General features: G+C 60.1%; 17 protein-coding genes and 2 pseudogenes. 13 read left to right on the top strand and 6 right to left on the bottom strand.

Annotated features, from left to right (window positions below; genetic code table 11):
• Positions 1 to 154 precede the first annotated feature (154 nt).
• The 3 genes from ACZ9BX_RS34270 to ACZ9BX_RS34260 all read left to right on the top strand — a co-directional run bounded on the left by ACZ9BX_RS34270 (position 155) and on the right by ACZ9BX_RS34260 (position 2,235).
• Complete coding sequence (locus ACZ9BX_RS34270) at positions 155 to 1,258, top strand: helix-turn-helix domain-containing protein (RefSeq protein ID WP_476223122.1); 1,104 nt, start codon at positions 155 to 157, stop codon at positions 1,256 to 1,258.
• 283 nt (positions 1,259 to 1,541) lie between these two features.
• On the top strand, positions 1,542 to 1,763 hold the full coding sequence (locus tag ACZ9BX_RS34265) for a hypothetical protein (protein WP_476222824.1): 222 nt from the start codon (positions 1,542 to 1,544) through the stop codon (positions 1,761 to 1,763).
• 211 nt (positions 1,764 to 1,974) lie between these two features.
• Positions 1,975 to 2,235, top strand: a complete 261-nt coding sequence (locus ACZ9BX_RS34260) for a hypothetical protein (protein ID WP_476222823.1) — start codon at positions 1,975 to 1,977, stop codon at positions 2,233 to 2,235.
• Between the two features lie 56 nt (positions 2,236 to 2,291).
• On the opposite strand, the gene ACZ9BX_RS34255 is transcribed toward ACZ9BX_RS34260, so the two are convergent.
• A complete protein-coding gene (locus ACZ9BX_RS34255; RefSeq protein WP_476222822.1) occupies positions 2,292 to 2,657 on the bottom strand; it encodes a hypothetical protein in 366 nt (121 codons plus the stop codon).
• Positions 2,658 to 2,734: 77 nt separating this feature from the next.
• Entirely contained in the window at positions 2,735 to 3,700 is a 966-nt protein-coding gene (locus ACZ9BX_RS34250; RefSeq protein ID WP_476222821.1) for an NAD(P)-dependent oxidoreductase, read from the bottom strand.
• Here ACZ9BX_RS34250 and ACZ9BX_RS34245 point away from each other — a divergent pair.
• The gene (locus tag ACZ9BX_RS34245) at positions 3,688 to 4,101 is read left to right on the top strand and encodes a winged helix-turn-helix transcriptional regulator (RefSeq protein WP_476222820.1); all 414 of its coding nucleotides are present in this window, start codon (positions 3,688 to 3,690) and stop codon (positions 4,099 to 4,101) included. The two genes, ACZ9BX_RS34250 and ACZ9BX_RS34245, sit on opposite strands and share 13 nt — an antisense overlap.
• 106 nt (positions 4,102 to 4,207) lie before the next feature.
• Positions 4,208 to 4,967 (top strand): annotated as a pseudogene (locus ACZ9BX_RS34240) (alpha/beta hydrolase family protein).
• A gap of 44 nt (positions 4,968 to 5,011) precedes the next feature.
• Here ACZ9BX_RS34240 and ACZ9BX_RS34235 read toward each other — a convergent pair.
• Complete coding sequence (locus tag ACZ9BX_RS34235) at positions 5,012 to 5,407, bottom strand: helix-turn-helix domain-containing protein (RefSeq protein WP_476222819.1); 396 nt, start codon at positions 5,405 to 5,407, stop codon at positions 5,012 to 5,014.
• 77 nt (positions 5,408 to 5,484) lie between these two features.
• On the opposite strand from ACZ9BX_RS34235, the pseudogene ACZ9BX_RS34230 reads away from it, so the two are divergent.
• A pseudogene (locus ACZ9BX_RS34230) lies at positions 5,485 to 5,871 on the top strand (class I SAM-dependent methyltransferase); the annotation flags it as partial.
• Between the two features lie 309 nt (positions 5,872 to 6,180).
• Here ACZ9BX_RS34230 and ACZ9BX_RS34225 read toward each other — a convergent pair.
• Positions 6,181 to 7,035: a beta-keto acid cleavage family enzyme gene (locus ACZ9BX_RS34225; protein WP_476222818.1), complete on the bottom strand. Its 855-nt coding sequence runs from the start codon at positions 7,033 to 7,035 to the stop codon at positions 6,181 to 6,183.
• Between the two features lie 98 nt (positions 7,036 to 7,133).
• On the opposite strand from ACZ9BX_RS34225, the gene ACZ9BX_RS34220 reads away from it, so the two are divergent.
• Positions 7,134 to 8,456, top strand: coding sequence for an aspartate aminotransferase family protein (locus ACZ9BX_RS34220; protein ID WP_476222817.1), 1,323 nt, complete (start codon positions 7,134 to 7,136; stop codon positions 8,454 to 8,456).
• Positions 8,457 to 8,464: 8 nt separating this feature from the next.
• On the opposite strand, the gene ACZ9BX_RS34215 is transcribed toward ACZ9BX_RS34220, so the two are convergent.
• Positions 8,465 to 9,328, bottom strand: coding sequence for a MurR/RpiR family transcriptional regulator (locus tag ACZ9BX_RS34215; protein WP_476222816.1), 864 nt, complete (start codon positions 9,326 to 9,328; stop codon positions 8,465 to 8,467).
• Positions 9,329 to 9,454: 126 nt separating this feature from the next.
• Here ACZ9BX_RS34215 and ACZ9BX_RS34210 point away from each other — a divergent pair, with 126 nt between their 5' ends.
• From ACZ9BX_RS34210 to ACZ9BX_RS34185, 6 genes are all read left to right on the top strand, one after another.
• Positions 9,455 to 10,441 (top strand): TAXI family TRAP transporter solute-binding subunit, encoded by a 987-nt coding sequence (locus tag ACZ9BX_RS34210; RefSeq protein WP_476222814.1) that lies wholly within the window; start codon positions 9,455 to 9,457, stop codon positions 10,439 to 10,441.
• A 182-nt stretch (positions 10,442 to 10,623) separates the two neighbouring features.
• Positions 10,624 to 13,116: a TRAP transporter permease gene (locus ACZ9BX_RS34205; RefSeq protein WP_476223121.1), complete on the top strand. Its 2,493-nt coding sequence runs from the start codon at positions 10,624 to 10,626 to the stop codon at positions 13,114 to 13,116.
• A 512-nt stretch (positions 13,117 to 13,628) separates the two neighbouring features.
• Positions 13,629 to 14,372, top strand: coding sequence for an SDR family NAD(P)-dependent oxidoreductase (locus ACZ9BX_RS34200; protein WP_476223120.1), 744 nt, complete (start codon positions 13,629 to 13,631; stop codon positions 14,370 to 14,372).
• Positions 14,369 to 15,286 carry a sigma-70 family RNA polymerase sigma factor gene (locus tag ACZ9BX_RS34195; RefSeq protein WP_476222813.1) on the top strand — a complete coding sequence of 306 codons (918 nt, stop codon included), beginning with the start codon at positions 14,369 to 14,371 and terminating at the stop codon, positions 15,284 to 15,286. The genes ACZ9BX_RS34200 and ACZ9BX_RS34195 overlap by 4 nt, the downstream gene beginning before the upstream one ends.
• Positions 15,287 to 15,599: 313 nt before the next feature.
• The gene (locus ACZ9BX_RS34190; RefSeq protein WP_476222811.1) at positions 15,600 to 16,073 is read left to right on the top strand and encodes a nucleoside deaminase; all 474 of its coding nucleotides are present in this window, start codon (positions 15,600 to 15,602) and stop codon (positions 16,071 to 16,073) included.
• A 542-nt stretch (positions 16,074 to 16,615) separates the two neighbouring features.
• The gene (locus ACZ9BX_RS34185) at positions 16,616 to 16,924 is read left to right on the top strand and encodes an NAD(P)-binding protein (protein WP_476222809.1); all 309 of its coding nucleotides are present in this window, start codon (positions 16,616 to 16,618) and stop codon (positions 16,922 to 16,924) included.
• Between the two features lie 968 nt (positions 16,925 to 17,892).
• Here ACZ9BX_RS34185 and ACZ9BX_RS34180 read toward each other — a convergent pair.
• Positions 17,893 to 19,026, bottom strand: a complete 1,134-nt coding sequence (locus ACZ9BX_RS34180; RefSeq protein WP_476222808.1) for an ABC transporter ATP-binding protein — start codon at positions 19,024 to 19,026, stop codon at positions 17,893 to 17,895.
• Between the last annotated feature and the right edge of the window lie 54 nt (positions 19,027 to 19,080).

Raw genomic sequence — 19,080 nt, 5'->3', positions numbered from 1 at the left:
TTGATAGATCCAGCGAGAAAACAAGATTTCGTGGTGACTATTTTTGGGCTGACACGATTTGGAGGCCAAATTGTCAGATGTTCACCGCAAGGAGCCACCCGCATCCGGCGCCGCTGAGACTGAAAATGACGCGCGGGTCGAAGGAGCCGGGCCGGTGCAGGCCGAGCGCCGCCGTTTTCCACGGACGAAGGTAACTGATGAAGAACCTCCGGCTCCGCCGGCCTTGGAGCCGCTGCAGTTTTCAACGCGCGATCTGGAACCGGCAGATCAGTTTACCGCCTGGCAGGCCTATGTGGCGCCTCTTATGGATATCCGACGCGCAGATAATATACAGCCTGAAGCAGAATTTTTAGCCGATCATATGGCATGGAATCTCGGTGCGATGTTGGTCGTCCAACAAAGCACACCTCCCCACAGCTACATGCGCTCGGAGGCCAAGATAAGATCGAACCTCATCGATCATTGGCATATTTCGGTCTTGCGCAGCGGTCGGACCTGGACCGAAGTCCATGGGCTTGTCTGTGAAGGTGAGCCGGGAAAAGTGGACCTGCGGTCTTTGGCAGAGCCCTTTCGAGGCCGATCCACCCAGGCGCAAACCCTGTCGGTTTATCTGCCGCGCGAGTTGTTTCTCGATATTCCGGCTTCCGCTGAGATTAAGAACAATATCTCCTTGTCCGGGACGTACACCAAACTGCTCATCGACTATCTGGATGGAGTCGAGACGAACCTTTCGCGCCTGACCGCAGCAGACCTTCCCTACGTGGTCCAGACGATGCGTGACATGATTTTGAGATGTGTTGCATCATCGTCGGCTTATCTTACTCTCCCGGAGCAGCAAAGCACGTTGGCCCTGATGGAGCGTGTACGCCGTTTCGTCCAACGCAATTTGACGTCGCCCGATCTCACGACGGATCGTTTATGCCGGGAACTGGGCGTTTCGCGTACCCGCCTGTATCAGGTGTTCGAGCCGGATGGCGGCGTTCATCACTATATTCAACGCCGCCGGCTTCTGACGGCTCATGCCGCGCTCAGTGACGTCGCCAACCGGCAGAAAATCGCGGACATCGCCTTCACGGTCGGATTTTCTTCCGCTGCCCACTTTAGCCGGGCATTCAGCAAGGAGTTTGGCTACAGTCCGCGCGAGGCGCGGAACGTTGCCGTTCCGCCCCATCTCGGACACGCTGTCGCGCCGGTGCCGGAGGCCGAGAGCGCTCATTCCTTCGACAGATGGTTGAAGGCGCTCGGCCATAGTCGCTGATCCCGGTTGATCATCATCAGCATCGGGCGACCCGTGACGCCGCAATTTCGCTGCACATACCCATTGCGTTCGGCATGGCGAGCGGCCCTTCGGCCGCAAGGCTTGGATCGCGGAACGGTGATTGCAGAAATGGACGCTGCTGCAAGTTTCAGGATGCGTGGCTAACGACACCTGCCGCGTAACCTATTAGAAAAGAAGCACAATAGCAGTACAGGCAAAAGAGACTGGGTGCATGGCGAATGTACTCTCCATGCAGTAAGGCAACCATGAAGGGGGCGTATCAATGGAATCCACTCGTCCGACTATACAGATCAGCAAGCCTCAGCACGCTGCGGATAGTCCGTACCGCAGCGTCGAGCGCGAGGAGGTCCTTGCAGCGGCATTTCGGGACTTCGTACAAAGGGCAATTGCTGCGGGCTGGCATGAGCCGGAGGTCGCCTTGACCTTGGCCGATATCGCCGATGACTACGTCATGGCTCTCGCTCGAAGGGTTTCGGCAAATTAGTATTGCGTTGCCATTTCGCGTTCTCAGACGAGCGCAAAATGGCCGCCGACAAAACCTTCGATCAGGCCGCCGGCGTTGCCGCTTCTTAGCGAAAGCGGTTCGCCGGCGGCATGAGCGGCACGCACAAGCCGTCGCTCTGTCGCCTTGATGGGACTATCAGGCCCCCGCTGGCCAATGCTACATTCATCGCCTTGAATGACCTCTCGCTTCGATGAGCAATGTGGTTCCTGAGGCCAATCCAGAGGTTAATCGACGCTTCCTGGTGGCCGTTCAGACCGGCAACCGCGATCGCATTAGGCCTGATGAACAGACGCCTAAATCAATCGTCGGTATCCTGAGCGGCATAGTGCTGGAAAAGAAATTCGACGCCAACCATGTTGACTTCGATCTCCGAACGAAGACGAGTTCGTTAGGCCTTACCCTTCGGTTTGCCGAAAGCTTCTCTGAAACTCAGCTTCCGTGGCAAAAATGACTGCATTGGGCTGGAAGGTGACCTCGATCATGACCGGATGGCGCCAAATGCGGACGTCAAGCTGGCTTCAATGAACCGAAGAAGCCAATGATGCGCGTCAGGCGTTTTTGCTCCGCATCGAGAAAGGCGATATCCAAGCCTTCGGGTAAAGACGATCCGTCAGGCATCACAAACTTCCACGCGAAGCGAGCGACGTCATGATGAACATCCACGTTGCTGGTCCGCACAATGCGAGCCCCCGGATGCTCGCTCTGGATACCTGCGATGTGGGCTAGCAGTTCTTCCGCGCCGGTAGCGTGGACTGTAGGGTCCGTATACGTTGCGCCGTCGCTCCAGATCGGTAACAGCAGCGCCCGTCGTTGCTGGGCGTTTTCCGTAGACCAAGCGGCGCAATACGAATCGACGAGAAGCGTCAACAGCATTCTATTCCCTCATGTGTATCCTTGGCGGTAGGCTGAAAAACAACGCCCGCTACATTCTTCTTTGTTTGCCACAACTCTTATGCGGACTTTCCGAGAAATTGTGATAACGCCGCGAAATCTTCATGTAGCTGGCCAGCTGCAATCGCCCGTTGGAAGATCGCGTCGTAACCGAGGACCACGGAGCGGTCGATTTCACGCGCCTCCATCAGTTCCAAGAGATGCTGGAATGCGCCGTAGTGTGCAGAAATTGACGAGAGCGTCTCGTCGTCGCTGGCAAAACGGCCGGCATTCGCCCGCTTGATGAGGTCAGCGACAAGTCCCTCGACAACAGGCGCTGTTGCGGTCCACTGCTGCGCCAATTCGCCGAGGTCGATCTCTTCGGCCTGACACACAGCGATCGCATGGAGCGTTCCAAAAAGTGCGCCCCACATCAGTGCAAGCAGCGCGCTATCAAGCGCGTTCGCGCGTCCCGATTCCTCCCCGATATGCTGGACATTGCCGCCCAAGGCACGGAACATGTCCTCGTTCGCGTCGAAAGCCTGACCTGACCCCGAGACCAGGATCGTCCCCGCATCTGTGCCGATGAAATCCGGCGTGGCCATGATCGCGCCATCGAGATAGCTGGCTCCGTGCTCAGCCCACCATTCAGCTGCTTCGCGTGCGCCATGCGGCGTTCCCGAGGTCAGTTCCACGATCAGTTTGCCGCGAACGGCTGAAGCAATAGCATCGTTGCGCATAATTGCTGCTGTTGCCGGATAGTCGCTTACATTCACGATGATAATCTCTGCCGCATTTACAGCTTCCAGCACGGATGGCGCGACAGTCGCGCCGAGCGCGGCTAGTGGTTCGGCCTTTTGTATCGTCCTGTTCCAGACCGTCGTCCGATGACCCGCATGAAGCAGGGCCCGGGCGAGTGCCGATCCCATACGGCCGGTTCCCAAAATTGTGATTGAACGCTTCATGCTAACTCTCCATATCAATTTGCGCAAAACGGCGCGCTTTTGCTGTGACTTTGTGGAGGTATGCTGAAATGGCCGGCGCACAATACGCACCTGGGCGTAAGTGGTCACCAGACGGTAAGGAGAGCACTATGAATAAATCGACGGACAATGGCTTTGCAGCGGCAATCAGGATGGTCGAAGGAAAGTGGAAAGTAGATATACTTTGCGAACTCGGAACGGCATCCCGCAGATTTGGCCGATTGAAGCACGCGCTTTCTGGCATCAGTGAAAAGATGCTGGCGCAACAATTGCGAGAACTGGAGGCCGACGGCCTTGTTGACCGGCAGGTTTTTTCCGAGGTTCCAGCGAAGGTCGTCTATTCGCTGACAGAACGAGGCGCGGGGCTCAACGCAGCAGCAGGTTCACTTTGTCTGTGGGCCGAGCAATTCGGTCTTCCCAGCTGCACTGAAATCGCCAATGGCGCACATCTGGATGCCCGCTAAGGGCCGCCAGCGGAAGATCGGCCGCTTCCGCAACGCGCCAACACCGGACATTGACAAGCTCAACGCACCTCCTATCGTTGCTGGCTCACTCAATTTGGTGATGATCATGACGACAGTGACGCGACATGTTGTGAAGCGAGGTGGCGGAGCCGCAGTTGAATTATTCCAGGCTCAGTCCAACAGCGCCGCGCCTACGGGAGCCATTCTGTTTGTCCATGGCAATCAGGGTGGCCGTCTTCTCGGTGCGAAAGAGTTTGCAGATAGCGGAGCCCTGCTTCGGTTTTCGTCTGGCCTAAGCATCACGGCGGCTGCCGTCTCACAACCCGGTTTTGGCGCTTCTGACGGTCCCCACCGATTTCTGCGGCCCGGACACTCAGCAAGCGATCATAGTCGCGTTGTCCTTTTTGAGGGAGCAGCCTTGCGTCGATCCAGACCGGATCGTTCTCTACGGCAATAGTCGTGGCGCGGTTGCTGCGGCGATGGTCGCCGCCCAGGTTGCTGATTTGCGGGCCATCGTTTTGTCCAGGGGCGTTTATGATCTCAAAGCGGCGTTCGAGAATAGTTCGCGGGGTATAAGACAGGCAATCGAAAGTGAGGCGGGCCTATCTTCCGAAGCCTTTATGGCTCGCTCTGCTCTCCACCACGCTCATAAAATCCGATCGGAGATTTTGCTCCTCCACGGCAGGCACGACGACCGTGCTCCTGTCGCGCAAGCTGAGGCATTCTCTGAGGCCCTGTCCGATGCTGGAGTTCCGGTTGCCCTCAACGTGTTCGAATGTGGGCATCGCATTCCGCGCGAAGACTCGCAGGCAGCCCTTCGCCCATTCCTAAAGAGAGCGTTCGAGGGCGGTCCAACACGCCACTAGGGCCGCTTAGGGCCGAAGCGGGGTTATTGGTTCCAAAGGGGACGTCACAATGGTGTCGCGGCCGATGCAGCTCGAATTGCCGCCTCAACGTTCGCCGGCAGCCGAAAGCGTCGGCGATACTCCCCTGGCGTCAACCCGGCGATCTTGCGAAACAAACGGCGAAATGAGGCAAGGTCAGAATATCCCACCTCGAATGCGATCTCCTCGATCGGCCTGTCCTCGAGCTCGAGCATCTGTTTTGCTTCCTCGACCCTCAACCACTGGACATATTCGAGTGGCGAATAGCCTGTCGCCTTCTTGAACCGCCGATCGAACGACCGCTTGGGCAGACCGGACAGCTGCAGCAATTCGGCAACAATTTCTCCGGACTGATAGTGGTGTGGAGCATAGTCCTGGCATTTCTCTATGATCGCATCGCCGTGACTGACGTTGGCGATCATGGATGCATAGGGAAGCTGCCCGTCACGATGCCACTGGTAGAGGAAAAGCTTGGAAATCCGGATCGCCTCCGCGGTATGTGCAGTTCGAGACCGCGCGGGCTCAAGACTTTCATGGCTCGGGATTCGACCTCGTCACCATGTTCGATGCTCTTCATGACATGGGCGACCCAGTTGGGGCCACCCGCCATGTAGCTAAATCTCTGAAGCCGGACGGCGTTCTGATGCTGGTCGAACCGATGGCAGGCGACAGTCTCGTGGACAACCTCAATCCGATTGGTCGGGTCTTCTATGCCGCCTCAGCCAATACCTGTGTCCCGGCGTCATTGGGCCAGGAAGTGGGGGCTGCATTGGGGGCACAGGCCGGCCAAGCGAGGTTGACGCAAGTCCTGAACGAAGGGGGCTTCTCGAGAGTCCGGCGATCGGCCGAAACACCGTTCAACATGGTGCTGGAAGCCTGCCTTTAGTGCGAAGTGAGTAAACAGAGATGCTGGGTGGCGGATGGCCATCCAGCAAGATCGACGTCTGTTTTTCAATCAGCGACAGCTTCAGATAATTGGTTACCGTTGATCCATCCGTTTGCGGGCGAAAGTGCGCTCGACGAATGTCTCAAAGCCCGCGCCTTCCCTCCCGCGAGAGCGGGTTCGTTCACTGACCCGAAGTAGTCATTCCTCACGCCGCCCTTGCCGCGGCCGGCTACCGCTTCAAACAGCGCAAGCGCCGTGACCGCGAAATGGCATAGGGACGAAACCTGCATCAAGGTGCGCGGGTGAGGGTTAACGCTCGATCGACCAATCGGCGCGCAGTTGGTCGGCGCTCGCGGTTTCAAGGCCGCAAGCCTTGAGTGCGGCCGCAGCCGCAACGACCAGAGCAGCATTGTCGGTAGCTGTCACGCCGCTAGGCAGAACAAGATTGTTCTCGAAGCCGACGCGAGCATGACCGCCCAGCAGCGCACCTGCGGCAACGCATGCGGTCTCTTCCCGACCGAAGGCGCAGACCATCCAGTGCGCGAAGCGCGGACGGCCGTGAACAAGGAAGGCAAGCAGGTCGGCCGGCCGCGAAATCTGTCCCGGCGTGTAGCGTCCGAGCACATAGAGTACCGGGACATCGTCGGGCACGAGCCCACGCTGCTGCATGACAGCCAGAGCGGACGCCTCCTCGGGCGTGTAGAGGATGATCTGAGGGGCGATCCGCTCGCGTTTCAGCCACGACAGGAAGTCCGCGAATGCGGTTTCAAGGGAGGCATCTGGGACCAGTTCGCGCAGCGCCAGCGACACCGCCTCGGGACGGGTGGCGCGCACCACCCCCATCTGCTCAGCCGGTCGGTATCTGCCGACGGCCTCGCTGGTGATCTGGATGACGAGCCGCTCGCCCGACGCGTCGCGTATCGCTTTCGTCACCTCAAGGTAGGCGCCGGCGTCGAGCAAATGACCGCCGTCTCGATCACGGACATGCGCATGGATCATCGCGGCGCCCGCCTCGAGGCAGGCGGCTGCGGTGCTGGCCAGTTCCTTCGGGCCGATCGGCAGGGCGGGGTGGTCACTCTTGCCGCGCCGCCCGCCGTTCGGCGCAACGGCGATTACCGTCGGCGCGATGAATCCCGGGCCGGCCGGGCTCGAATCAGCGGTCATGGATAGATACAGTCCAGTTGTTTCAGTATTGCGTGATATGTAACATATGTTGCATGATAGGTTCGCTCCAAATCGCGCCATCGTCAATCGAGGAAAGCATGACACGCATCCTGCACCGCCAGATCCACGCGACTCTGCCCGTTGCGAGTGGCGGCGAGGGCATCGAACTCTTCGACCGCGATGGCCGCGCCTATATCGACGCGTCGGGCGGCGCGGCGGTTTCCTGCCTCGGCTACGGCCATCGCGACGTGATAGCCGCGCTCCACGCACAGGCCGACAAGCTCGCCTATGCCCACACCAGCTTTTTCACCAACGAGCCGGCTGAGACACTGGCCGACATGCTCATCACCGGTGCGCCCCAAGGCATAAGCCACGCCTATTTCGTGTCCGGCGGCTCTGAAGCGGTGGAAGCGGCGCTCAAGATGGCGCGCCAGTTTTTCGTCGAGACGGGCCGGCCCGAGCGGCGCAACGTCATCGCCCGCCGCCAGAGCTATCACGGCAACACGCTCGGCGCGCTCGCTGCCGGCGGCAATGAATGGCGCCGGGCGCAATTCCGCCCGTTGCTGATCGACACGCATCACATCGACCCATGCTATGCCTACCGCTACCGGGATGCCGGCGAGAGTGAGGAGGCCTACGGCCTGCGCGCCGCCAAGGCGCTCGAGGACAAGGTTCTCGAACTGGGGTCGGATACCGTCATGGCCTTCGTCGCGGAACCCGTCGTCGGCGCCACGGCGGGTGCGGTGCCCGCCGTTCCCGGCTATTTCAGGCGCATCCGTGAGGTCTGCGACACCTACGGCGTGCTCCTGATCCTCGACGAGGTGATGTGCGGCATGGGTCGCACGGGAACGCTGTACGCCTGCGAGCAGGACGGCGTCGTGCCCGACCTGATGACAATCGCCAAAGGCCTCGGCGGAGGCTACCAGCCCATCGGGGCAGTGCTACTGTCACGCCGCATCTTCGACGCTTTCGCGGAAGGCTCCGGTTTCTTCCAGCACGGCCATACCTACATGTGTCACCCCATGGCCTGCGCCGCAGCACTTGCCGTCCAAGAGGTCATCGAGCGTGATCGCCTGCTCGACAACGTCAAGGCGATGGGTGCCCATCTCGCCTGGCGCCTCAGTGAGCGCTTTTCCAACCACGCCCATGTCGGCGATATCCGCGGCCGTGGCCTTTTCATGGGGCTTGAGCTGGTCGAGGACCGTTCGTCGAAAGAGCCGTTCGACCCGAGCCGCAAATTGCATGCGCGCATCAAGCGCGAGGCGATGGCGCGTGGCCTGCTGGTCTATCCGGCGGGAGGTACGATCGACGGCGCGCGAGGCGATCATGTGCTGCTTGCGCCGCCCTTCATTGTCGACCGGGCGGCAATCGACACGATCGTCGAACGGCTTGGCGACGCCGTCGATGCGGCCGTCGCTTGAGCACAAGATCAATCCGGCATATATGCGCCCAACGCGGTCAACTCCGCTTCGGTCTGCCTGACCTTGGCTGCGCCCTTCGCCCCGCTGCGCGTCAGCATGGTTGCGGCAAGCGCCTCGACGGTCGCGACCGCCGCCGCCACCGACGGAAAGAACGATGGGCTGTCGACCGAAAAACGCAGGATCACGTCGGCGTCCCGCGTCAGGGGCGCCGCCATGCTGTCGACGATCGCCAGTACAGGCACGCCGCGGCGTCGCGCCACGTCGGTCACAAGACCGAGTTCCCGCGAATAGGGCTGAAAGCCGATCGCCACCACCGCCTCGCCCCTGTCGAGCGAGGCCAGTTCGGCTTCGAGGGCTCCGCCGTCGCTGCCGAGCAGTGTGACGTCGTTCCGGAACATGCGGCAAAGATAGACCAGGCAATGTGCCGGCGCGCGGCAGCTCCGGAACCCGACGACACGAACACCCTTGGCTTTTTCAAGCAGGACGCATGCAGCCGATACGTCGTGCGTTGAATTCGTCGTGGTGACTGCCGTGATATTGGCCGCCGCCGCGTTGACGGATTCGGCGAAGATCGTCTCCCGAGCCGATCGCAACACCAGCGCGTCGGCTTTCGCCGCATAGGGCGAACTGCCCGATCGCAGCCTGTTCTCGAACGGCTCGCGCAGTTGCGCCCAATCGCCGAAGCCGAGACGGCGGGCGAGTCTTACGAAAGTGGTCGGCGTCACCTCAGAGCGGCTTGCCAGCACGCGCATGGAAACGAGCGCAACTTCGTCGGGATGATCGAGCAGGAAACGGGCTGCCTTGCGGAGCTCCGTGCTGAGCGACGGAAGCTCTTCCAGAATTTTGTCTTGTGCGGTCGCGAAGCTCGTCATCTCTCTATGTAACAAATATGCCCTTGCTTGATAAAGTGAACCAGTTGTAACGTAAGCCGAATGCGGTCGAGCATGCAAACCTTATAGGCAGTATCGGCACGCCGGGAACAAGAAAGGGAGCACCAGATGAAAAATACCACCATGATCGGCCGTGCCACGCAGGCGGCGATGCTTGCGGGCGCGCTTCTGTTAGCCGGCGGTGCGTCTGCGCAGGAGCAACAATTCGTCACCATCGGCACCGGCGGCGTCACCGGTGTCTACTATGCCGCCGGCGGCGCCATCTGCCGCCTGCTCAACAAGGATCGCAAGACACATGGCATCCGTTGCTCGGTCGAATCGACCGGCGGATCGGCATTCAACGTGAACACGATCAAGGAAGGCGAGCTCGACTTCGGCATGGCGCAATCCGACGTCCAGTACAACGCCTTCAAGGGTGAGGAATCATTCAAGGAAGGCGGCGCCCATGCCGACCTGCGCGCGGTGTTCTCGATCCATCCGGAGCCGTTCACCGTACTGGCGCATCCGAACGCCGGCGTGACGAAATTCGAGGATTTCAAGGGCAAGCGTTTCAACGTCGGCAATCCCGGTTCCGGTACGCGTTCCTCGATGGAGCGCCTGCTCGGCGCCATGGGCTGGACGTTGGCTGACTTCTCGCTGGCATCGGAGCTGAAGGCCGACGAGCATGGCCCGGCGCTCTGCGACGGCAAGATCGACGGCTTCTTCTACGGTGTCGGCCATCCCTCCGCGAACATCCAGGACCCGACTACCACCTGCGCCGCCAAGCTGGTGCCGTTGACCGGCGAAGTGGTCGACAAGCTGGTCGCGGAAAATCCCTACTACGCCAAGGCGGTCATCCCGGGCGGTCTCTACGCGAACAATGCCGAGGACACTGAGACCTTCGGCGTTCTTGCCACGCTGGTCGCTTCGGCCAAGGTTCCCGAAGAGAGCGTCTATCAGTTGACCAGGGCGGTGTTCGAGAATTTCGACGAGTTCAAGTCGCTGCATCCGGCCTTCGCCAATCTCGATCCGCAAAGGATGGTCGGGGAGGGAAATTCCGCGCCGCTGCATCCGGGCGCCGAAAAATACTTCAAGGAGAAGGGCTGGCTGAAGTAGGCTTCGCGACCTGACGACAGAGCGGCGAGTTCGGGGGAACTCGCCGGCGGCATCCGCAACGGGAGGGCGTCATGAGCGAAGCGAAGAAGCAGCCGGCTGACGTTAATCTTGAAGTTCTAGAACAACTCGTTGCGGAGGCCGATACGGGTGGCCGGCATTCGGGCGGGACCGTCGGTCGAATCCTGCTCTGGGTTGCGGTTTCCTGGTCGCTATTCCAGCTCTGGTACGCTTCGCCTTTGCCATTCGTGTTCGGCTTCGGCATCCTCAATGACACCGAAGCGCGCGCCATCCATCTCGGCTTCGCGCTGTTTCTGACCTTCCTCGCCTATCCGGCTCTGAAATCCTCGCCCCGCGATCGCGTGCCGCTGCTCGACTGGGTTCTGGCGGTCGTCGGCGCCTTTGCCGGTTCCTATCTGTTTCTCTTCTATGTCGAGCTTTCCGACCGACCCGGCCAGCCGACCACGCTCGATCTCGTCACCGGCACCCTCGGCATCCTGTTGCTCCTCGAGGCGACGCGCCGCGCTCTCGGCCTGCCGATGGTGGTCGTGGCCTGCGTCTTCATCTTCTACACCTTTGCCGGCCAGTCCATGCCGGATGTGATCCAGCATCGCGGCGCATCGCTCACCAAGTTTCTCAATCATCAATGGCTAACCACCGAAGGCGTCTTCGGCATCGCGCTTGGCGTGTCGACGAGCTTCGTCTTTCTCTTCGTCCTGTTCGGCACGCTTCTGGAAAAGGCCGGCGCCGGCAACTGGATGATGCAGATATCCATCGCGCTGCTCGGCCATTTGCGCGGTGGCCCGGCGAAGGTCGCCGTGGTTTCATCGGCTCTCAACGGCGTCGTGTCCGGCTCGTCCGTCTCCAATGTGGTTTCAGGTGGCATCTTCACGATCCCGTTGATGAAACGCACCGGCCTTTCCGGGGTCAAGGCGGGCGCCATCGAGGCGTCGGCCTCGATCAACGGCCAGATCATGCCGCCCGTCATGGGCGCGGCCGCCTTCCTGATGGTCGAATATGTCGGGATCCCCTATTCGGAGATCGTCAAGCACGCGCTGTTGCCTGCGGTCTTCTCCTATCTCGCGCTACTCTACATGGTCCATCTAGAAGCGATAAAGATGGACTTGAAGACCATCCCGCAGCGTCCGACGCCGGCAAGGGAACGGATGCTGCGGATGGGACTGGGACTGTCCGGCAGCATTCTCGCCGTGTGTATCGTCTATTATGGTATCGTTGCTATTAAGGCCGTCTTCGGTGTGACCGCGCCGCCGGTGCTCGCAATCGCTGGCGTAGCTCTCTACATCGCCTCCGTCTGGTATTCCTCCCGCTATTCGGATCTAGCGCTCGACGATCCGAACGCGCCAATCCTGGAACTGCCGCGCGCCTGGGACGTGACGCGGACCGGGCTGGATTTTCTTATCCCGATCGCTGTGCTTCTGTGGTGCCTGATGGTAGAGCAGATGTCGCCCGGCCTCTCGGCGTTCTGGGCGACCGTGTCGATCCTCGCCATCGTCGCCACGCGCAAGCCGCTGATGGCAATATTCCGCAACGAAGACCTCGCCGCCTCGGTGCGTGCCTCCTGGGACGATCTAATCGACGGGCTGGCGCTCGGCGCTCGCAACATGATCGGCATCGGTATCGCCACGGCCACCGCCGGCATCGTCGTCGGCACGATCACGCTGACCGGTCTCGGTCTGATGATGACGGAACTAGTTGAGTTCATCTCCGGCGGCAACGTCATCCTGATGCTGATCCTCATCGCCGCGATCAGCCTCGTGCTCGGCATGGGCATCCCGACCACCGCAAACTACATTTTGGTCGCGACGCTGATGGCGCCAGTCGTGGTCGATCTCGGCGCGCAGGCTGGATTGCCCATCCCGCTGATCGCAGTCCACCTCTTCGTCTTCTACTTCGGCATCATGGCCGACATCACCCCGCCCGTAGGGCTGGCGGCCTTCGCGGCGGCGGCGATTTCCAAGGAGGATCCGATCGCCACCGGCTTCCAGGGCGCACTCTATTCGTTGCGCACGGCGATCCTGCCGTTCGTCTTCATCTTCAATCCAGCAATCCTGCTGATCGGAGTCGAAACCTGGCCCCAGACGATCTTGGTGGTGACGGTCTCGTTGATTGCCATCCTGCTGTTCGCTGCCGCGACGATGAACTGGTTCGTGGCGAAAAGCCGCCTCTGGGAAAGCGCGGCCCTGCTTCTAATCTGCTTTACGCTGTTTCGGCCGGACTGGTGGCTCAATCAGGTATCGCCGCCTTACGAGGAATTGCCGGCGAGCGAGTTCCTGACGGCAGTCGCGCAGACGCCGGCCGATGGGCGCATCAATTTCGTCGTTGAGGGTGTAGACCTGATGGGCGACGACGTCCGCAAGACCGTAAACGTCCCGCTCGGCGAGCCAGGCGAACCGCTGGAGCGGCTGCGCGGCATCGGTCTCACCATTACGCAAGCGGGCGACGCGCTGATGATCAGCAATGTCGATTTCGGTTCCTATGCCAAACGCATCGGGCTGGATGTCGGATATGACGTCATCGCCGTGCTCAGAAGGGCCGACCAGCCCTCGAGCCTTATTCCGATCAGCCTGGCGCTTGCTGCGACCGCTGGCATTGCCGGCCTGCAGTTTGCGCGGGTGCGCAGACAGGCTGACAGGAAAGAAACCATGCCGGGGCGCTGAACCCGGCTCGGTCGGCGGTTGGACGAACTTGACGCTCTGCGAGCGGTCGGCGATGTCCGCTTTTGATGAATGAACGGAACGTAGGAATGACTGCCATGAGGGCGCTCTGCTGACGGGCAGTTCGACGGCTGAACCGGGGCTGAGTGCGGGCGGCCGGCTTTTGGTGCCCGAGAAGCGATAGCAAGGCTGGAGCGAATGCGTGAGATTCGACCCAAAGTTGCCGTGGGGTCTTGGCAGCGGCTAGCGCGAAGTTACCCTCCTGTTATCAAGATCACTGAAGCGGCGCAGAGAGGTTTCGCTTTTTCCGTCCCGAACGTCCGCATGATTGAGGAATTGGCATTTTACATTTGCAACTGGAGCCTGCACAGACCGAAATCTGTCTGAGTTGAGTCGCGCCCAATCAAGCATTTCATTGTCCACGCCCAAGCGCGAAAATGATGACTCTTTTCAGCTCATTCGAACGTCCTTGTCGCGACTGCCTTTGCGCGGTTGAATCGAATGAGGAAAAGAACATGGATTTGGATGGAAAACGAATAGTTGTCGTCGGTGGTAGCCGCGGGTTGGGCTTCGGAATGGCCGAGGCGTTTGTAGCGCGCGCAGCTAAAGTGACCGTCGTCGCTCGCGACGTGACGACTTTGCAAGCGCTGGGCGAGCAACTAGCCGTCGCGACTGTGTCTGCTGACGCGACCAATGGTGACGCCGCGAAGAGGATCATGTCAGAGACACGACCTGATGTCGTCATCATGAATGCCGGCGCGGAACCGCCCATGGAACGTATCGACCGTGTTGACTGGGAGGCGTTCACGACCAACTGGAACGTCGATGTGAAGGCCGCCCTGCATTGGGTCCAGGCCGCTCTGACGTTACCGATGGCGTCGGGCGGGCTGGTCGTTCTCGTTTCCAGCGGAGCCGCGGTGCAGGGCTCGCCGCTATCGGGAGGCTATGCAGGAGCAAAACGGGCACAGTGGTTCATTGCAAAATATGCTGAGGGCTTGTCGACCCAGCTCGGCCTGGGCTTGCGTTTCCGGGTCATTGTTCCCCGGCAGATGTTCGCAGGAACCGGTGTGGGCAACGCCGGAATTTCCGGCTATGCTGCGGCGGCGGGCCGGACATTCGCCGAACAGGCCGCTACCTGGCCGGACATGACACCGCGTGGCTTTGGCGATATGGTAGCCGAACTGATCGGCAAGACGGCGCTGGAAGAGGCTATGATCTACGCCGTGCGTGGAGATACGGGCGTGACGGTCATCGAATGATGGATGAAGCTCCCCTCGAAGCAGAAGCGAAGAACACACTGTACGCGGCGCTGGCCAAGGAGGCGGATGCGGTTCGCCCGGAACTGCATCGCTATGCCGCCCGATTGGTCGGCTCGGTGATCGACGGCGAGGACTTGATACAGGACGCGTTAGTCAGTGCGTTCGCGATGGTCGGCTCGATCTCGTCCGGCACGCCGCTGCGACCCTGGCTGTTTCGCATTGTTCACAATCGCGCCATTGATGCGCTGCGCCAGCGAAGTACCCGTCGGTCGGAGCCGCTGGAGACGGCCTTTGATCTAGCTGATGTCAGTGCTGTTGATCCAGAGGATGCACTGATTCGGCAGGACACGGTGCGGATCGCCTTGGCCCACTTTGCTAAATTGCCGGTGCCGCAGCGTAGCGCGGTGATCCTGAAGGATGTGCTGGGAGAGTCCATCGCAGACATCGCCGCGCTATTGGGCCTGAGTATCGATGCTGTCAAAGCCCATCTCTCACGTGGTCGGGCAGGATTGCGATCCGTCTCCGAGTCAGAGTCCGAAGTTCCGCTGCCCCCAAGTGCCGAGGTTCTGAATTTCGCAGCGCTCTTCAACGCGAGGGATTGGACGGCCTTGCGCAAGCTGCTTGCCGAGGATGTTCGGCTTCGTCAGGCACGACGGCCGCAGGTCTCCGGTGCGGCGAACGTTGGCCGATTCTTTTCCTATTATGCGGACTATCCGCGGGTTTGGGTCGAACCGGCTTGTCTGGAGGGCAGGGAAATACTGCTGGTCTCGGCTGCGCCGTCCGCTGCTCCTGCTTACTTCATGGTGCTTGAATGGAGGGACCAAAAGATAACACTGATCCGCGACCATCGATATGCGACCTACGTCATGGAGGGCGCGGCTGTGACGCGGGCCGCATCGCAACACGAACATTAGGCCTGGCGCTCTCACGGCTTGTGTTGGCGTACAGATGTCGTCGCGTCAAACCAATGCGATGGCCGCTTTCGGTCCGAGGCAACAACTGCCTCTACGACCGACAAGCGGGCGCGGAGCCGTCGTTGAACGCACTAATCGCAAACGTCCGCAATGGGCCCGACTGCAGACGAACGCGTTCGGCGGCTTCGCGCCAATAGGAGACATCCATATCGGCCTCCTTCCCCTGCCAGCATCTTGAATCTGATTGGCAGCCCTTGGAAATCTCTTCGATTCAAGACAAGATCATCATGGTCTAGTGTTTGGGGAGACTCCGATGGAAAACCACGAGCCGTTTTTGCGCGAGGCGATTGCGCTCTCGAAATCCGCGATGGAAGGCGGCGACGAACCATTTGGCTCGGTGCTTGTGAAGGACGGCGAAGTAATCCTTCGTGCCGAAAACAGCGTCTTCACCGGCCACGATATGACGAACCACGCCGAGATGAACCTGGTAAAACTGGCGGCGCAGCACTACGACTCTGCTTTTCTCGGCGACTGCACGCTCTACACCAGCACGGAGCCGTGCGCGATGTGCTCCGGGGCGATTTACTGGTCGGGCATCGGGCGTATGGTGTTTGCGTGCTCCGAAACGCGGCTTGGCGAGATCGCTGGGATCGGGTTGAACGTGCCGAGCCGGGCGGTGTTGCAAACCGGCGCGCGCAACGTCACTGTGGTTGGCCCGACGAACCTCGAAGACGAAGCCGCCAAAGTCCATCAGGAATTCTGGCCGAAGCATCTGGGCAAGGCATAGTCTCTTTCGTCCGAAATGCCACTGGTGGGCACATCGAGGCGTGTGTCTGGACAGCTCCGACGCATCTTCTCAAATGGGGTCTTCACCCATTGCCCGCGCAACAATGGCGGCGTGTTGATTTGCCCAGAGTTTCAGCACGAACTTCAACCGCACGCAATGTGCCGGGGCCTTGCTTGGCATCTCCGCTGTTTGCTGCTTCGGCTAGGCAATGTTTGGAAGTCTGCTTGCCTCGATCTTGACCCAACGCAATAATCTCCGCTTGTTCGACTTTGTGTCGGGCATGATTGTGTCCTGCATGTCGGTCTCACATGGCGCGTCTCTCGTGCTCCGATGAGCCAACTGTAAAGTCCTTGACCGCATTGCGACGTTTGGCTGACGGACTTCCATAGAGTGGGGCGTAGGCGAGACGCGACATCTCAGTCATCGCCTCGCCAAGTGCTGTCGTCTTCGATTTTGTCATGCGTGAGGGCAACGCCGTAGTAGAAATCGGACCATTTACTGAATCCCAAAGTACAATAGGCTGACAATCAGAGGGGAACGTAATGACGAGCGGAACGGATATTCTTGATGCCGTCGTTATCGGTGCCGGTTGGGCGGGGCTGGGCGTCAGTCATGCGCTGACGCAGCGCGGCTTGCGTCATAGAGTGTTGGAGCGAGGTCGCATTGGTGAGACCTGGCGAACCCAGCGCTGGGACTCCTTTCGGATAAACACACCCAACATCCAAACCATCATGCCCGGGGATACCTATGTCGGCCCTGATCCCGACGGTGCAATGACAAGCGGCGAGTTTGTCGCGCTGTTGGAGGACTATGCCGGCCGGGCCTCCCGGTGGAAACCGGTACGCCCGTGACCGACCTTGTTGCGAGCGATGGCCTGTACCGGCTGAACATTCCGCGCGGCCCCCCTATGGGCGAGGAATGTGGTGATTGCGAGCAGCAACCAGAATTGCCCGGTGCGCCCGCCTTTCTCTGCTTTGTTGCCACCCGAAGTCCACCAGATTGATGCATCAGCCTACCGCAATGCATCCGGTCTCGACAGTGGAGCCGTGTTGGTGGTCGGTAGCGCCCAGTCGGGCGGCCAAATCGCTGAGGACCTGGTCCAGGCGGGGCGAACTGTGTTTCTTGCAACGGGTCGAGTCGGCCGGCTGCCCCGAATGTACCGAGGTCGTCACATTCAGTGTCTGGCTGGTTCTTAGCGGACGGATGGATATAACGCGCCGGGAAATTCTTCAACAGGGGCCCATCCCTGGAAGACCGCTGCAAGGAGCGCTCCATACGATCAGCCTGCAGTCCCTCAGCGCGCAAGGCGTTGTCCTGCTGGGCCGGCTCACGGGCGTCGTTGACGGCCGCCTCTCGTTTAGCGACGATGCAGAAGAGCATGTTCGCCATGCAGACGAAGGCTCCGCTATGGTTCGCAACCTGATCGATGAGTACATCGCTCGCAATGGGATTGATGCCCCGAGGGCTGAGCCGGACCCGGCGGAGGTGATTGGCGCGCTTCTGCCGAATCCACCAATCCGATCAATCGATCTCGCTGCGCGAGAGATCACGACGGTGATCTGGTGCACCGGATTCAAAGGGGACTTCGGATGTCAAAACGCTACGATCTGCAGCAGGCCTTCTTGTTGTTCGGGATCGCATGTCCGGAACCGATCTCATCGGGATCAGCAAGACTTCGATCTATACAAGCATCGACGAGATGTGGTGGATCGCGGCGTTCACGGACCGCGTGAGTATCACGATCGTGCTCTGAAACTCCGTGGCGCTTCTACGGTCTCGCGGTTCCAACCTGCCCGATGACAACCACGAAGCTCTGGGTCTAGGGCGCCGTCGGATCAAGCACGCCCATGTCGATTTCCGTCAGTTCCACATGCCGCTCGAAGGCAATGCCGGTATCGTCAAACAGGTGGCAATCGGCAGCGTTGATGCCGGTGGCAACCGGCACGTCGGCGCGGATGCCGACGCTGCCAGGCAGCATCGCGCAGAAATTCTCGCCCTCGCCGTTAAGTGAAGCGTAGGCGACGGTATGGGCGCCGAGGCGTTCGATGACGGTGGGTGTAACAGTCAGCGAGATGTCGCCGGATCCAAGCTGTACATGTTCCGGCCGGATGCCGAGCGTCAATGCCTTGCCGGCCATGCCTTCGCGCGGGGTAACCGGCAGCATGGCGGTCTGCCCGCCATAGTCCACCTCCACGCCGGCATCGCTGACGCGTTTGCAGATAACCGGCAGAAAGTTCATTTTCGGATTGCCGATGAAGCCGGCAACAAAAAGGTTGGCCGGCTTGTGATAAAGCTCCAGCGGCGCGCCGGTCTGCGAGATATCGCCGGCATCCAGCACGACGATGCGGTCGGCCATGGTCATGGCTTCCACCTGATCGTGCGTCACATAAATCATTGTAGCCTTCAACTGGCGATGCAGCTTTGCAAGCTCGATGCGCATATCGGCGCGCAGCGCCGCATCGAGGTTCGACAGCGGCTCATCGAAAAGGAATATCTTCGGCTCGCGAACGATCGCCCGGCCGATTGCGACACGCTGGCGCTGGCCGCCGGAGAGCATGCCGGGCTTCTGCTGGAGTCGCTGATCGAGATGAAGGATGCGTGCCGCATTCTCGACCTTGGCCTTGAGTTTCGTCTCGTCCATCTTCTCGACGCGAAGCGGAAAGGCGATGTTTTCGAAAACGGTCATGTGCGGATAAAGCGCGTAGGACTGGAACACCATGGCAATGCCGCGCTTGACCGGCGGCAGGTCGTTGACCCGGATGCCGTCGATGACGATGTCGCCTGCAGTTGTCGCATCAAGACCGGCGATCATGCGCAGCAGGGTGGACTTGCCGCAGCCCGAGGGACCAACGAAGACAACGAATTCGCCATTTTTCACATCGAGTTGTACGCCCTTCAGAACTTCGTAGTCGCCGTAGAATTTCTGCACATTATTGAGAAAAAGCTGTCCCAAAACCTGTCTCCGCTCGCTGTTGAAGCAGCGCTTATACAATCAGGGAAGGATCGC

The organism is Rhizobium sp. USDA 3886 (assembly GCF_056279785.1).
The sequence above is the reverse complement of the archived record's forward strand: the minus strand, read 5'-3'. Positions and strand labels throughout refer to the sequence as shown.